A 14,152-nucleotide genomic window follows, 5' to 3' on the forward strand; every position below is an offset into this window, starting at 1 on the left:
ACGAGCTTGATTGCAACAAGATGAACCTATTTTCATGCTCATGCAACACATTACTCCGACGAGTATCGCGAGCTTTACAGTAATGCCCGCAATGTATTAAGCGCATCAACCGAGAAACCCTGATCATAAAAGTAAATCACTTTACCCTGAGGGTTTAACAGCACAACCCGAGCATTATTTGGCTTATCGTTACCGGTAAAAGCTTGTACTTGCTCACCATCTTGATAGACAGTGACCACGCCTTTCCATAGCGGTTTAGGAATACCCGAGCGCATACCGTTGTTTATCAAAGTGCTAAACATCCTCGGAAATAATCCCTGAATAGTCGGCACTTCGTAAACAGGCACTTGAGTTTGGGTCATGTCGAGCCCAATTAACCAACGATCAATATCAAATTGCGAATCTTGTTTATAGCCAATTAACAACAACGATACCGATCCGTTCAAATCGTCCGGCAGTGTCATCGGTTGCAGCTCAAGGGTTTCCCCTGACACAGAAGGGAAAAATTGACCTGTAATCGCCTGGTTTGGATAGCTGGTGCTGCAGGCACTGAGAAGCAATATGGCAGTAATTGTAATTAAAAAACGCATGGTTAAGTCCTTTGATAGCAATAACGATTATTGATATACGCTTACAAGCAATAAAAAGATTGTAGTACCCAAATTCAGTTTAGAAGTGTGATCTGCAACACATTACTTATTATGACTCAAATTAAACTGCTCTTGATATTATGAATGCAATATTGATATTGAATTTTCGGTAATCAGTAACGTTTTTGGTCTAAGTCTATCGACAGTAGCATACCCCAATAATTAACTTACATCTTTTATCGTTTACGATTATATTACTGATTTAAAGTATAATTTTTTATTTACGTCATCTCGATTAGGAAAGTATCGCCATGGAAAGAGGCACGTTAGTTCGCTGGAACGATGAAAAAGGCTTTGGGTTTATCAAACCAGAAGCGGGTAATGATCAAGATGTCTTTATTCATATCTCAGCGTTAAAGCACATGGCCAGAAAGCCCAAGGTTGGTGATGAGATTGTATTTCATCGTGAAGCCCAGCCAGACGGAAAAGTCAAAGCTATAAAAGCCAGCATTGAAGGCGTTGCCGTTGTTGCGAACACCCTGCACTCATCAACCAATAGCACCGCACGAAACACACATCGACCCAGCCAAAAACATCACAATCATCGTAACAGCAGCCCAATACTCGGCCGTATGTTTATGATTATTCTGTTTCTTGGGGTCGGGATTTTCGGCTATAAGCAATATGAGAAAATGGGTATAACCCCTATACAACAACCTGAGACAACTCGAGAAGTCTTTCTGGAAATCAAGCCAGAGGTGCAATACACACCGGTTTGGCGAACCAAAGAGTCTAATTCAACACAACAAAACTTTCGTTGTGAAACAGGCAAAACACATTGCAGTCAAATGCGCTCATATGAAGAAGCAACCTTTTATAACCGTAACTGTCCAGGCACCCAAATGGATGGTGATCATGACGGCATCCCATGCGAACGGCAATTCAATAAATAATTATTAAAGAATGGAGTCATAGAAAGCAGATTCAGATTTAACTGCCGCCGGATCTAAAATCTTAGTATAAGTTGTTAGATTCTAGGTCCGAGGCTTGAGATTCTCACTAGCCTTTACCTATATTACACTGATTGCTTAACGCAGCTTGTTTGCTTGCGATACTGGCTTGGGGTCATCTGTTTGCAGCGTTTAAAGCTGTGGCTAAAATTGGCCCCATTACTGTAACCAAGCCTCTCAGCGATTTCATCCAGGTGCATTGGCGTTAATAGTAAAGCCTCTGCAATGCCGACGCGCACATCGTCTCGCACCTTGCGCCAACTGGTTTGTTCCTGCTTAAGTTGCCGATGCAAAGTGCGAGTAGTGCGGGCTAAATGGGCGGCAATATCTTCCATCGATGCTGTTAAACCTAAATGCACTAGGGTGTCTTTTACCAATTTGGCGACGGGTTTCCAGTTTTGTTTTTGTTGTAATAATTGACTGCATTGCGCTTCGCACAGTCTGGCTGTGGCTTCATTGGCTTTGGTTAATGGCAAATCGAGCAGAGGCGCTAAATGAGCAAAGCCATTGTAATCAGCATTAAATCGAATATTAACCCCAAGGGTTTGCTCAATATCCGCTATTGATAAGTGCGCCGGTGCAGCTGCAGTAAACTGCAGTGTTATCGGTAAATCTTTATGTTCAAAGACTTCGCGCTGGATCATCGCCGCGCCAACCATGTCTCTTACCAACACCAGTTCGCCCAACTTGCCCGGCACGTCACATAAAAACGTCAGCGCAATATCATCATTAAGTTGGTTTAAGGTGATTTGCGAAAACACATAGGTTAAATCTAAATAACGTAAGCCCAGTTCAATCGCTTTTCTGGCGGTACTGCTGGCTAAAAGAGCGTAACCCATGATGCCATAACTGGTTAAATGGTATCGACTGCCTAAAGCTACGCCAGCAGTAAACGGCGACGATGTGTGCTGTACTAGATTATTTAATACCTGTAATTCTTGTGTATCTTCAACCAGTTGGTCGTGATCGTGTAATTGCTCGCTTGTCAGCCCTGAGCCATTAAGTAAAACGCCCTCTTCAATACCCTGCTCAACGCCGTAGGCCACAATAATTTGCACACTGGTAATGCTGCGAAATGCCATAAGTTACGACCATGATGTCTTAAAATCACAAATATACGTCCATTTTAAGCGTAGATCAATTGAGCGAAATTTCCTATGCTGGGGAATCGACACAATTTATTAACAATATTTGCATGCGCATGCAGAATAATAAGACTCACAATAATGATAATAATTGAGGCCCTATGACTCAAACAAAACGCAACCCTTCAGTGGTGATTATTGGCGCCGGTATGACAGGCATTTTAATGACCATTAAACTGCGCGAGGCAGGCATTACCGACATTGTTGTCCTGGAGAAAAAAAAGTCTGTTGGCGGTACCTGGCGAGAAAACACCTACCCAGGCGCAGCTTGCGATGTACCCGCTCACATGTATACCTATTCGTTTGAGCCTAACCCAAACTGGAGTCGTTTTTTTGCCCGCGGGCCAGAGATAAGACAATACTTTGAGCACGTGGTCGATAAATACGATGTCGCGCGTGATATACGTTTTAATGAAGCGGTAACCGACGCCCAATATACCGATGGAAAATGGACCGTCAAAACAAACAAAGGGCAAACCTACATTGCCGATTTTATGGTGTGTGCCACCGGCATTTTACATCATCCCCAATTCCCAAGTATTGCTGGGCTTGACGATTTTAAAGGCGCCAAGTTTCATACCGCACAATGGGATCATAGTGTCGAGATATCAGCCAATACTCGTGTTGGAATAATCGGTACGGGGTCAACGGCGGCGCAAGCGATACCTGAATTGATTAAAACTGGCGCGGCCGTGTCGGTATTTCAGCGTACGCCGCAATGGTTAATGCACCTGCCGGATTTTACGTTTTCACACACCATGCGAAAACTCATGACCCGTTTTCCGATTATTACCAAAATCCATCGCAATACCGGTAAATTCTTTTTAGAGCATTTTTTTACCAAAGCCGTGACCGGCCAGTTTATCCAAAAACATTTGTTGAGTTTTTTGTGTAAAGCAAACTTACGATTAAGTATTAAGGACAAAGTATTACGTGAAAAGCTTCGGCCAAATTATCAAGTCGGTTGCAAGCGAGTCATTATCAACAGCACATTTTATAAAGGCATTCAAAAACCCAACGCACAACTGATCACCGAAGGTATTGAACGCATTACCGAAACCGGCATTATCACCAAAGATGGCAAGCACCACGAACTGGATGTATTAGTGTTATCGACCGGATTTAGCGCATTTAACTTTATGCGCCCAATGAACCTCATTGGCCGCAATAATGTACATATTGATAAAGCCTGGGCACATAAAATTAAAGCTTACCGCTCAATGCTACTTAGCGACTATCCAAACTTCTTTTTAATGCTTGGCCCCAATACTCCCATTGGTAATTTTTCGGTTATCGCCATGAGCGAAGTACAAACAGATTACGTGATCAAATTAATTGATAAATGGCGTGCGCATGAATTTGATGAGTTTGAAGCCAAACCACAAGCCATTGATGACTTTACGGCTTATGTCAAAGAAGGTTTAAAAGGTACCAGTTGGGTGGGTGGCTGCCAAAGTTGGTATTTAGACGCCGATGGCGACCCTATTTTATGGCCATACACCTGGCAGCGGTGGGTTGATGAAATGAAAGAGCCGCAAATGGAACATATCCATACCACCACGTTTTAATTAACGGTTAACAGAATCATTAAATGGGTTTCGTAATGAATAAAAACACCATATTTATTAGCGGCGCGGCTTCAGGTATTGGTCTGGCCACCGCTCAGCACTTTTATAAACAAGGCTACTGGGTCGCCATGGCCGACATCAATATGGTGCAACTAACACAAGCCACCGAAATATGGGATAGAACGCGAATACGCTTGTTTCAACTGGATGTTGGTGATGTTTCACAAGTACAACATGCTATGGCAAAATTTTGTGCTGAACATAATGATTGTTTGGCGATATTGCTCAATAACGCCGGCATCCTAGAAATTGGCGCGTTTGAAGCCGTCTCGATTGAGCAGCATCATCGCACTCTTAATATTAATGTTAACGGGGTGATGAACTTATGCCATGCGGCCTGGCCCTATTTAAAAAACCATGGCAACAGCACTGTGATTAATATGTCATCGGCCAGCAGTGATTACGGCGTACCAGAACTGGCAAGTTATTCGGCCAGTAAGTTTGCTGTAAAAGCCCTGACCGAAGCGTTAGAACTAGAGTGGGCAAAATATGGTATTAAGGTTTGCGACGTCATGCCGCCCTTTGTGGCAACTAACATGCTTAAATCACAACAAAACAGCGCCAAAGTGTTAACTCGCCTTGGGGTGAGTATCACCGTTCAAGATGTGGTCGCTGTCATCGACAAACAAGTTAGGCGCCCAAAAACTCACAGAACAGTCAGCCTGTTTTATGGGATATTACACCGATTAAGTAACGTATCACCGGCGTTTATTAATCGTTTAGTGATGAAATGGTTAAGCCGATAACCCCTTTGAAGCGGATACAATACACATCAAAAAGGCCATAAAAATGGACAACAATAATAAGCCTCAGCCGTCATCTGAGAACACAATATTACACACTGCTAAACTCGAATCGTCACAGTTAAGCGTCGCTAAAATGTTGTCACTACTGCCTTTATATAAACTCCCCGTAGCACTGTTTAGGGTTATCTATGCTGCAATGGATAAGCTGGTTGGGCTGAATAAAATTGCCATGGATAAGGTGACAGATTTAACGATTCCAATCAGCACAGACCTTGGCGACACAAATACCATTAACCTGCGGATTTACCACCCCAGCAGTAACATCCCTAAAAAGTCCTTAGTGTATTTTCACGGTGGTGGTGGCGTGATTGGCAGTATTAACACTCATGACCGTTTTTGCCGGTTTTTGGCTAAGCACGGCAACATGAATATCATCTCAGTGGGGTATCGTTTAGCCCCTGAGCATAAATTCCCTAGCGCCATTTGTGACAGCATCGAAGCCTGGAACTACATTAACGACAACCATCAACAGCTTAATATCAATCCAGAGCATATCGGTGTTGGCGGCGACAGCGCAGGCGCTTATTTAGCCTGCATTATTGGTTTACCGTCATTACACACAACGCTGCCAGTACAAGTCAAAGCAAAGCCTAACTTTCAGTTTTTAATTTACCCCATGGTCGATTTACAAGGGCTCAGCGAGTCTTACCGTTGCTTCAATAAGCAGTTATTGCTAACACGCGATTTAATGGATTTTTTTAGAGGCCATTATGTCAATTCACTCGACGAAGTCACCCTACCCTTAGTCAGCCCACTCCAGGCCGCTGATATAAGCCAATCGCCTAGCACTTACTTATTAACACTTGGGTTTGATCCATTAAGGGATGACGGTATTGCCTATGGTAATCGATTAAAAGGTGCCGGCGTTAACATCCACCACGAGCACTATGACGATTGCATGCACGGGTTTATCTCCATCACCACACTCAGCAAACGCGCCAAACAGGCTTGTCATGATATTGCTGCAGCATTGAAGCGCTTTAATGATTAAATGGCAGATATGAAATAGTTTGATCGCTTATCCCTGCATTCAGATTAGTTACCAAACCAACTTATGCTAAAATGCGCGCTCAGCTTTATGAATGTGCAACCTAACTCATTTGTTTGACTGAACCATCGCCCCAAACAGTAATAACAAATGAGGATATATCATGAGTAAGCTTAATGCAGAAGAGCGCAAAGCGCGCGATAACCAACGTTTTTCACAACGTGTTGATGAACGCAGAGTAAAAGGCGAAGATGTGGTCGGCTATGCACTGGCCAACGAGAAAGCGTTTAAATTTCTGACCAAGACAGAAAAGCACAGCTTTAAAGAACGACAAGCCACGCTTGCAGAAGAAGCAAAATTGAAAAAGCTGCAACAATTTGAGCTTAAAACACAGCAAGAACTAGAAAAAGCGGAAGCGGAATTTACTGATACTAATCAGTAAACGAAGTGTAAACACCAGCCATTAGTCACCATAATGGCTGGCTTGATTTAAGTAAGAAACCTGAGCCCTGGTTAGAGCCCTAGTTAAGTAGACAATCTATTTAGCAACATTATTTACAGGCTCAAAATCCTACCCATTAATGTGTGCAGAATAATGGTTAAAAAGTCATTAGCGAACAGATCTTTTGCACAACAGCCCAAACGCCCACTCAAGCCTTAACTTTTAAACTTCCCGTTTAGTACACACAAACAAGGCATTGCCTGAGGCTAAATCCCACGGGATGATTCTATCGTAATCGTGTTCAAATATTTGCACATCAAAATACGGTGCCAACAATGCTTGTAGCTCAGTAAAGCTTGTGGCGACCATGGAATGAGAGTCTTGCCACATCTGTGTGGCGTCAAACTGAGTTTTGGCAATACTCAAATTAAGAGTCTGCATCTCACCTGCACCGCTGTAATGCCAACCCGACTCAAAAATAAATCGGCTGTCTTCAAAATCAGCACTGTGACGCACTAAGGCATTATTATTAATCTTGTGCTTATCGACAGAATTAAAACAAAATAAACCGCCAGAATTTAACGCCTTATGCACACTGGCAATACAGGCTTTAAGCGCCTCGGTACCTTGTGAATAATGAATGGAATACAAAAAGCAGGTAATTAAATCCAGCTTCTCTTCAACATAAAACTCAGTCATGTTTTGCAAACTAAACAGTGCTTCAGGGCAACGACGCATAGCAATGTCGAGCATAGGCTGATTAATATCAAGCCCGCTGCTTTGAAAGCCTAAGTCGATAAAGTGCCTAACATGCGGCCCAGTGCCACAAGCTAAATCTAAATGTTGTTTACCATTATTGCCCAAAATCTGATGCAAACGAGCTACGCTATTGCTTTGCTGTTGGTAGTTAATATCACAACACATTAAATCGTAATAACCGGACAAATCGGTATAAAGGGCATTGGTAGACATAAAATAGAATCGAAGACAGGCTAAATTTAAGGTGGCGCATCATATATCAATTAGCCTGATTGAGAAATCATTAAAACCAGCCAATCCATCAACAATATTGACGCGCTAAACTTTCGCTCCAGTAAATTTGAACGATGCTGGCAGCAAGCCCTTATTACGGCCGATTTACTCCGTTGATTATCAGCTTAACGATGAGCTAACTCACAGTTAGCGCAACGAATACAAACCACTATTTGTAATACAATATGATTGTTGTATTCTGGTGTTCTGTTTTAGTCATGGTTTTGAGGAACAATCCAATGAGAAAGATCCAACTGAGCTTATTAACCGCCAGTTTACTTGCCGGTTCTGCAGTCGCTTCAATTGAACTTGATACTGCCAAAAAATTTAATCTTGACCCCACCCATGCTCCGGCACAAAACTTCGATCTATCTAAATGGAAAATAACCTTACCGGAACTCTCTACTGAAAAATCAGCCAAGGTGTTAGAAATAGACAAGCAACAACTCAGCGATACCCAAACGCCTTACTCTCATCCGCAGTGGTTTTATACCAATAAAAACACCGGCGCATTAGTGTTTGTTGCGCCAAATGAAGCACCAACCACGCCAAATAGTAAAAATACCCGCAGCGAACTTCGCGCCATGTTGGCCGATAAATATGATGAGCCGACAAACAATTTCGTTGTAGCATCACACTCTAATGCCAGCGAATACGGCGCGATTGGCGGGCAACTAAAAGCAACACTATCAGTCGATAAAGTCAGCAGCAGCGGTAATGACAAAAAGAATGGTGCATATGCTGTGGTTATTGGTCAAATTCATGGCTCAGATAACGAACCGCTTAAAATTGTTTACCGTAAATTGCCAGAGCACGAATATGGTTCTTTAGCCTGGAGTTACGAGCTTAACCCTGAGCCAAAACTACAAGATGCTGTCGACAGTAATGGCAAAAAACTTCGCCAAGATATTCGTCATAATGTGTTTGGTAAATACAACCTGCGCCAGGGTGCTAGCGATCCAAAAGATGGCATTAAATTAGGTGAGATATTCGCGTACGAAGTGAATGTTGAAGGCGATACTATGAAGCTGACATTTACCAAAAATCCAGGCAGCGACAAACCCATCGTAAAGACCTTCGACGTTAACCTGGCCCAGGGGAATTACCAAGACCACAAGGTCGATCTAGGCTATAAAAATGATTGGATGTATTACAAAGCAGGCGTTTATAACCAATGTAATACCAATAAAAGCAGTTCAGATTGCCAATGGCGCGGCATGGAAGCAGGCGACTATGCACAAGCGAGCTTTTATCAACTTGAGTTGAAGCAGTAAGTAACAGGTTATTGATACTCATTGGTTAGCTTAACTTTTTACAATACCCATTATAAGACCATAACATCCCGATAAACTTCGTGTCGGGATGTATCAATGTTTGACATGACGCCACTCAGAAATGTACTTTAAAAGTACTCCAAACCGTAAACCTGCCATGTCACTAAGTACCTAAAAACTCGATACGTTCAGGTATCAAAAATTTCTTAAGCGAATAGTAAAGTAACGCAGTTATCACGGTTTTAGGCAAAGTTGCAATGGGTTCTTACTCAATCAAAAAGCATCTAGAATCAAACGATTATAGTCATTTCCCATATTCTTTGGCTTCATTAAACTGGGTTGAATACATCCATTGTAATAATTGTTTTACTGTACCTTAGTTGTTAAAATTTTAACTTGCTATCGGATTTTTAATTATATGGAGATTGATAATCATGAATAAAAGTGTGCACCTTAAGTAGTTTTCCAATGACGAACTTCTTTTTGATGAAAATGAAACAACCATCATTTTAAAGTTTATATTTATGAATCAGCATGAATTGATAGATGAATTGATTATTACTGATGCTGTGCGTGGTTTTGCTCAAGGATTGTTGTTGGAAGCTGTTGATTCCTCATATGCAATGGGGTTTATTGACGCTTTATTTGGTTCATTGATGAATCCTACTGCAGGAGTTAAAAAAAGTGCTTGTTAAATTTGGCAGAAAATCTCTCAAACATTGGTTTCATCATGCATCAACTAACGACTTAATGCGTATTCAGATTTACGATATCGTGCGTAAGCAGCTATCGGTTAGTTTTCTGACAATATTGAAAATGCATGCGAATGGCATAGCAAAGATAGATACCCCTCACTTTGGAATACTTGCTCTACATGGTAATAATAAAATTGTGTGGGGTTAAATATGAAGCTTAGAACTTTATTCATTGGTGTTGCGGCACTTGTTATAATTTATATCATTGGTGCTAGCTACACACTATCGAATAGAAAGATTGAAGATGTCATTCTGTGTGGTGCCGGTGAAGATGGTCTGTATATTCCTCATACACTTTGTCACACTTTTTTAATTAATTTTAGACTAATGGATTCAGATATCGCAGAGTTGGAATCTAGAGGAGGCATCGCAACCCTATTTGGGATTGTAAATGAAGATAAAAAGTACCTCTATTTAAAAAGATTTATTAACAATGGTTCTTCAGTGAATGCACCAAGTACGATTAGTAGCCTACCGCCACTTCATACTGCGTTATTGCTTAATGATAGTAAATTAGTCAATTTTTTGATTCTTCAAGGCGCAGACCCTAAACAAAAAAATACCCAATTCGACTTGAATGCCTATGACTTCGTTGTTCATTTACAAGCGAAAAAACCTTTGGTCGATAGAAGTGACGTTTTAAAAGCACTGTCTCATTAACCCCCCGCTCATAATAAAATGCGTATGAATGGAACCTGAAAAAATGTTAAAGATTACGTTAAAAACGATGACATAAGTACGCTCTTACAATAAAAAGCCTCAATATAGCTAAGTATTGAGGCTTTTTGCATATCAAAATTCAGATTTTAATCTTTAAATCAAATCTAAAATTTATGCCTGTAATACATTTAACAACAAATAAATCGTGTTAGAAAAAGCACTTATCATGACATTTAGCTTTTAAAAAGGGCACTGAAACAAAGTAGCTATTACCGCTTGCGTCTGATCAACTGACTTAATAATTCAAAACAATCACGTACAAACACCTACCGTACCAAACGCATCAGTTCATTAGCATCTAACACCGCAGGCTTTCTTTTAATGAGTACACCTTGAGAGTCAAACAGAAAGACTTCAGTCAATCCAGCATTATGCTTAGCAATAAATGCTTCCCCCTCTGGCGTTGCCGTTCTGGCAAGTAAAAAGAACACATTATCACCAAGATGATCACGGGCTTCATTCATTTGCTCAGTTTGGGTGATACTCGACACAAGGTTAGGATCGTAAACAAACACAATTGCAGGTTTACCCGTGCCTATTTGCTCGAGATCTGACGTAAATCCCTTAGGCATTTGCGTAACGAGTAGGCTAAACAGCAACACGATTAACGCAATGATACCAATTGCAATCCAGGGCATTTTTCGCTTGGTGTTTGAATTCGCTTTATCCATAATGATAGATCCCTCTTATTGCTGAAAAAATATAACTAGGGCCTGTTGATCTTTGCAGGTTAAATTTTGTTCGAGTTAAAAACGTTTTAATCGAGGCGAATGGATTGATGCCTAGTCATCTAAGCAAAATTCATTCAACAAAGAGTAAAACGTTTTTAGCCGAACCCTTCGGGCAGCGTTTGTTGGCCATTTTTACTGCGTTATCGACTTTTTATGTAGAATAACTACACCTCTAAGTCTCTGCCTTGTAAAAGTGGCCAACAATTCGCTGCAAAAACAACCTTGAAAGATCAACAGGCCCTAATGATTTTAGTTTAATGGGTCAACCTGAGCACTAGATTAAAATAGACTAAATAAATATACACGTCAGCAGGTTATCTTTTAGTCTGCCCTAATAAATCCTTTTATCCTACTAAATAACCTTAACTCTGGATAAATAAGATACGCCACAAAAAGTCTAGCCTGTTACCCTATTGACTTACTGAGGTATTAACAAGCTGTTAGCGCTATTTTCATGAAGAATTTAAGCTGCTACCCAAGGCTGTTTTCAATATTTTAGAGCCGGTAACAGGTTTATTGATTACCACTAAATCTTAGATAAAGCATCACCAGGCTTGCCATAATATGTCAGCGCAGTTACAGTTCACTATCACATTGTTTTACAGCAAATGGCTCGATTGATTTTTAGCGTATTTATTTGAAGGGTTACTATTTTTATGGAACAAATATTTGAAAAATTGATGTATGCATCCCGCTGGATCATGGCGCCGATTTATTTGGGATTAAGCTTAGTCTTACTCGCCTTAGGCATAAAGTTCTTTCAAGAGATCTTTCACATCATTCCGATTATTTTCACCATTGCAGAAGTAGATCTCGTGCTCGTTACCCTGTCACTCATCGACATCACCTTAGTCGGTGGTCTGCTGATTATGGTAATGTTTTCAGGTTATGAAAACTTCGTGTCACAGCTTGATGTCGGCGAAAACAGTGAGAAACTCAGCTGGCTAGGCAAGATGGATTCCGGTTCACTTAAAAACAAAGTGGCAGCATCGATTGTCGCCATTTCATCAATTCATTTACTCAAAGTCTTTATGAATGCCGAAAACATCGAGAACGACAAAATAATGTGGTACCTACTCATCCACATCACCTTCGTATTATCGGCCTTCGCCATGGGATATCTGGATAAGATTACCCGTAAGTAACAGCAGAATTTAAAATAAGCCCCTATCAAATGGGGCTAGTTTTACTACCATTGCTTTAACAAGGTAAAAGATGCTTCTGAAGATAGACGCGTAAGAATGAAGTAATCTACTGAATGGTAGCTCCCACCTTCGACGGTATTACTGGTGCTCAAAAGCATATCCTCAATACCGTCACCATTATAGTCACCTTTAGCTCTTATATTAAGCCTTTGCGATCCTCCAGAATTATCAACAAAAATTGCGCTAGTTTCATCGATGGCTTCAACCTTTACGATGTGACTCATTTCATCCCAATTTGTGGCTACAACCAGACGACGCTCATCATCCTTCGAGATAATTAAAGCTAATTGCGGCGGAACACGTTTGGCAAAGTTTTTGTCCAAATTAACAACACTAAGGTAGCTTTGATGCGACGGCTTAAACAGGGATAATTCTTGCCATGACTTACATATTTTATAATCTATTATAACGGCCCCATAATCCGCAGACTGCGAAGCTTCATACCCTAAATCTATACTCGCAACTAAATCTGCGCAGGTATTAACCGTTAACTTCTTATGGTGATTATGTTTCAGCTCTGTTTCATAACCCCATATGTCTTTATGTAAAAGTTTGAAGTCATCAGCATTGTGTATTTCCCTTGTTTGTTCGAGGAAAAACTCACCTGCATTTAATGGTAATGATGGTGCTATATTTCCCGTTGCACTCACACACCCAATCCCAAATACAGCTACAGATCCTACTACTAACATTACTTTTAATATCATTTTGCATTACTCAATAAATTACGCACATAAAAATTACGATCTGTACTCAGCTGATGTCGATTAGATTCCAATGCCGCTTTTTTGAAATCACTAGCCTTGATATGTATATTAAAATTAACAAATTTATTACTCAACCTTGTCAATCCAAGATTAAAAATCATATCAAATAATGCTAGCTTAACATCGTCAGGGTAAGTCGAGAACGTAGAGTATCCATAGAGACCTTTTAACTCTTTTTCAAAATTTACAATATGAGAGTCCCTAATTACATCAATATCTGTATTAAGAAGTTCCAACTTAGTAAATTTTTTGTAATAAGCAGCATTAGGTAGTTTCTGTGCGCCCTGAACTCTAACCCATTGTGCTTTTATGAGGTTAAACTCATCTTCAATCTGCTGAGCGGTTGCGGGCACACGCGTACTACTAACAACAAAAGGTACCTTTTGAGCAGCCTGAACATCGGTCATCATATGCCCAACACCTACAGTGACTTGACCGACAGTATCTAAATACATATGCGGTACACGCCCCTCATATTTCTCTAGATTTTTCTTCAAAATCACTTTGAGTGAACCTGAAATAGGTACTACTAAAGCCGCCAAATGTGCACTTAATTTTTCGTTAAACTTACGATGGGAGCGACCGTTTACATCGATTTTTCCGTCAGGACGAACCATGCCAACAGATTTACGTTGAAATATCTTAATCGCTGCGACTGTTTTTGAATGCTCTGGACGAGAACCCAATCTACCGTCCTCAACCAGTTTTCTTGTAGGTGGTATAAGTCCTAATAAATTATTTAGTGCTCCCTGCACGGCTTTCACATCATTTGGTGTATTTACACCGCCCACCCCTACAGATTGAGCGATTATTAACTTAGCCATTGTTACTCCTTGTAAATGTCTAAATGTTTTAATGTTTTAATTAGCACTGACTTATAAAATTTGTAACTTATTAGTGCATCTAAAGAAAATCTATAGAAAGAATATACTTGAAATAGTAAACAGGTTAAACTATCAGAAATGATAGCTTTAAAATTAAAAACAATTACTTATGATAGTTTTAGAATAGATTTATTATTCGTCAGGGAATCTCTGAGCGATTGTAGATATCCAAAGC

15 protein-coding genes are annotated in these 14,152 nt (G+C 40.5%); 9 read left to right on the plus strand and 6 right to left on the minus strand.

Going from position 1 to position 14,152, the window contains the following annotated elements; all coding sequences use genetic code 11:
* Positions 1-74 precede the first annotated feature (74 nt).
* The gene (locus tag AC19MX_RS13240; RefSeq protein ID WP_498298637.1) at positions 75-590 is read right to left on the minus strand and encodes a hypothetical protein; all 516 of its coding nucleotides are present in this window, start codon (positions 588-590) and stop codon (positions 75-77) included.
* A gap of 311 nt (positions 591-901) precedes the next feature.
* Between AC19MX_RS13240 and AC19MX_RS13245 the strand changes: the two genes are divergently transcribed.
* The gene (locus tag AC19MX_RS13245) at positions 902-1,543 is read left to right on the plus strand and encodes an excalibur calcium-binding domain-containing protein (RefSeq protein WP_498298639.1); all 642 of its coding nucleotides are present in this window, start codon (positions 902-904) and stop codon (positions 1,541-1,543) included.
* A gap of 122 nt (positions 1,544-1,665) precedes the next feature.
* Here AC19MX_RS13245 and AC19MX_RS13250 read toward each other — a convergent pair whose 3' ends face one another.
* Positions 1,666-2,682: an AraC family transcriptional regulator gene (locus AC19MX_RS13250; protein ID WP_498298641.1), complete on the minus strand. Its 1,017-nt coding sequence runs from the start codon at positions 2,680-2,682 to the stop codon at positions 1,666-1,668.
* A 164-nt stretch (positions 2,683-2,846) separates the two neighbouring features.
* Here AC19MX_RS13250 and AC19MX_RS13255 point away from each other — a divergent pair, with 164 nt between their 5' ends.
* The 4 genes from AC19MX_RS13255 (at position 2,847) to AC19MX_RS13270 (ending at position 6,609) form a co-directional block, all read left to right on the plus strand.
* A complete protein-coding gene (locus tag AC19MX_RS13255; protein ID WP_498298643.1) occupies positions 2,847-4,313 on the plus strand; it encodes a flavin-containing monooxygenase in 1,467 nt (488 codons plus the stop codon).
* Between the two features lie 35 nt (positions 4,314-4,348).
* A complete protein-coding gene (locus AC19MX_RS13260; protein ID WP_498298645.1) occupies positions 4,349-5,119 on the plus strand; it encodes an SDR family oxidoreductase in 771 nt (256 codons plus the stop codon).
* A gap of 43 nt (positions 5,120-5,162) precedes the next feature.
* Positions 5,163-6,170 carry an alpha/beta hydrolase gene (locus AC19MX_RS13265; protein ID WP_498298647.1) on the plus strand — a complete coding sequence of 336 codons (1,008 nt, stop codon included), beginning with the start codon at positions 5,163-5,165 and terminating at the stop codon, positions 6,168-6,170.
* 160 nt (positions 6,171-6,330) lie between these two features.
* Positions 6,331-6,609: a DNA polymerase III subunit epsilon gene (locus AC19MX_RS13270; protein ID WP_432401009.1), complete on the plus strand. Its 279-nt coding sequence runs from the start codon at positions 6,331-6,333 to the stop codon at positions 6,607-6,609.
* A gap of 222 nt (positions 6,610-6,831) precedes the next feature.
* On the opposite strand, the gene AC19MX_RS13275 is transcribed toward AC19MX_RS13270, so the two are convergent.
* Positions 6,832-7,581 (minus strand): class I SAM-dependent DNA methyltransferase, encoded by a 750-nt coding sequence (locus AC19MX_RS13275; protein ID WP_498298649.1) that lies wholly within the window; start codon positions 7,579-7,581, stop codon positions 6,832-6,834.
* 299 nt (positions 7,582-7,880) lie between these two features.
* On the opposite strand from AC19MX_RS13275, the gene AC19MX_RS13280 reads away from it, so the two are divergent.
* From AC19MX_RS13280 to AC19MX_RS13290, 3 genes are all read left to right on the plus strand, one after another.
* Positions 7,881-8,915, plus strand: coding sequence for a polysaccharide lyase family 7 protein (locus AC19MX_RS13280; protein WP_498298651.1), 1,035 nt, complete (start codon positions 7,881-7,883; stop codon positions 8,913-8,915).
* Between the two features lie 524 nt (positions 8,916-9,439).
* Complete coding sequence (locus AC19MX_RS13285; RefSeq protein WP_498298653.1) at positions 9,440-9,610, plus strand: hypothetical protein; 171 nt, start codon at positions 9,440-9,442, stop codon at positions 9,608-9,610.
* A gap of 210 nt (positions 9,611-9,820) precedes the next feature.
* Positions 9,821-10,330 (plus strand): hypothetical protein, encoded by a 510-nt coding sequence (locus AC19MX_RS13290; RefSeq protein ID WP_498298654.1) that lies wholly within the window; start codon positions 9,821-9,823, stop codon positions 10,328-10,330.
* A 326-nt stretch (positions 10,331-10,656) separates the two neighbouring features.
* On the opposite strand, the gene AC19MX_RS13295 is transcribed toward AC19MX_RS13290, so the two are convergent.
* Entirely contained in the window at positions 10,657-11,061 is a 405-nt protein-coding gene (locus tag AC19MX_RS13295) for a hypothetical protein (protein ID WP_432401003.1), read from the minus strand.
* Between the two features lie 716 nt (positions 11,062-11,777).
* Between AC19MX_RS13295 and AC19MX_RS13300 the strand changes: the two genes are divergently transcribed.
* Positions 11,778-12,266 (plus strand): TIGR00645 family protein, encoded by a 489-nt coding sequence (locus AC19MX_RS13300; protein ID WP_188956336.1) that lies wholly within the window; start codon positions 11,778-11,780, stop codon positions 12,264-12,266.
* Positions 12,267-12,310: 44 nt separating this feature from the next.
* On the opposite strand, the gene AC19MX_RS13305 is transcribed toward AC19MX_RS13300, so the two are convergent.
* Both AC19MX_RS13305 and AC19MX_RS13310 read right to left on the minus strand, forming a co-directional pair.
* Positions 12,311-13,033, minus strand: a complete 723-nt coding sequence (locus AC19MX_RS13305; RefSeq protein ID WP_498298656.1) for a hypothetical protein — start codon at positions 13,031-13,033, stop codon at positions 12,311-12,313.
* Positions 13,030-13,917, minus strand: coding sequence for a peptidoglycan-binding domain-containing protein (locus AC19MX_RS13310; RefSeq protein WP_498298658.1), 888 nt, complete (start codon positions 13,915-13,917; stop codon positions 13,030-13,032). The genes AC19MX_RS13305 and AC19MX_RS13310 overlap by 4 nt, the downstream gene beginning before the upstream one ends.
* Positions 13,918-14,152: the final 235 nt, after the last annotated feature.

This window comes from Shewanella sp. MF05956 (assembly GCF_059758055.1).

What these genes read in the sequence shown, in the direction of transcription:
- AC19MX_RS13240 (WP_498298637.1), bottom strand. Translation starts at nt 590, where the DNA reads ATGCGTTTTTTAATTACAATTACTGCCATATTGCTTCTCAGTGCCTGC.
- AC19MX_RS13245 (WP_498298639.1), top strand. Translation starts at nt 902, where the DNA reads ATGGAAAGAGGCACGTTAGTTCGCTGGAACGATGAAAAAGGCTTTGGG.
- AC19MX_RS13250 (WP_498298641.1), bottom strand. Translation starts at nt 2,682, where the DNA reads ATGGCATTTCGCAGCATTACCAGTGTGCAAATTATTGTGGCCTACGGC.
- AC19MX_RS13255 (WP_498298643.1), top strand. Translation starts at nt 2,847, where the DNA reads ATGACTCAAACAAAACGCAACCCTTCAGTGGTGATTATTGGCGCCGGT.
- AC19MX_RS13260 (WP_498298645.1), top strand. Translation starts at nt 4,349, where the DNA reads ATGAATAAAAACACCATATTTATTAGCGGCGCGGCTTCAGGTATTGGT.
- AC19MX_RS13265 (WP_498298647.1), top strand. Translation starts at nt 5,163, where the DNA reads ATGGACAACAATAATAAGCCTCAGCCGTCATCTGAGAACACAATATTA.
- AC19MX_RS13270 (WP_432401009.1), top strand. Translation starts at nt 6,331, where the DNA reads ATGAGTAAGCTTAATGCAGAAGAGCGCAAAGCGCGCGATAACCAACGT.
- AC19MX_RS13275 (WP_498298649.1), bottom strand. Translation starts at nt 7,581, where the DNA reads ATGTCTACCAATGCCCTTTATACCGATTTGTCCGGTTATTACGATTTA.
- AC19MX_RS13280 (WP_498298651.1), top strand. Translation starts at nt 7,881, where the DNA reads ATGAGAAAGATCCAACTGAGCTTATTAACCGCCAGTTTACTTGCCGGT.
- AC19MX_RS13285 (WP_498298653.1), top strand. Translation starts at nt 9,440, where the DNA reads ATGAATCAGCATGAATTGATAGATGAATTGATTATTACTGATGCTGTG.
- AC19MX_RS13290 (WP_498298654.1), top strand. Translation starts at nt 9,821, where the DNA reads ATGAAGCTTAGAACTTTATTCATTGGTGTTGCGGCACTTGTTATAATT.
- AC19MX_RS13295 (WP_432401003.1), bottom strand. Translation starts at nt 11,061, where the DNA reads ATGGATAAAGCGAATTCAAACACCAAGCGAAAAATGCCCTGGATTGCA.
- AC19MX_RS13300 (WP_188956336.1), top strand. Translation starts at nt 11,778, where the DNA reads ATGGAACAAATATTTGAAAAATTGATGTATGCATCCCGCTGGATCATG.
- AC19MX_RS13305 (WP_498298656.1), bottom strand. Translation starts at nt 13,033, where the DNA reads ATGATATTAAAAGTAATGTTAGTAGTAGGATCTGTAGCTGTATTTGGG.
- AC19MX_RS13310 (WP_498298658.1), bottom strand. Translation starts at nt 13,917, where the DNA reads ATGGCTAAGTTAATAATCGCTCAATCTGTAGGGGTGGGCGGTGTAAAT.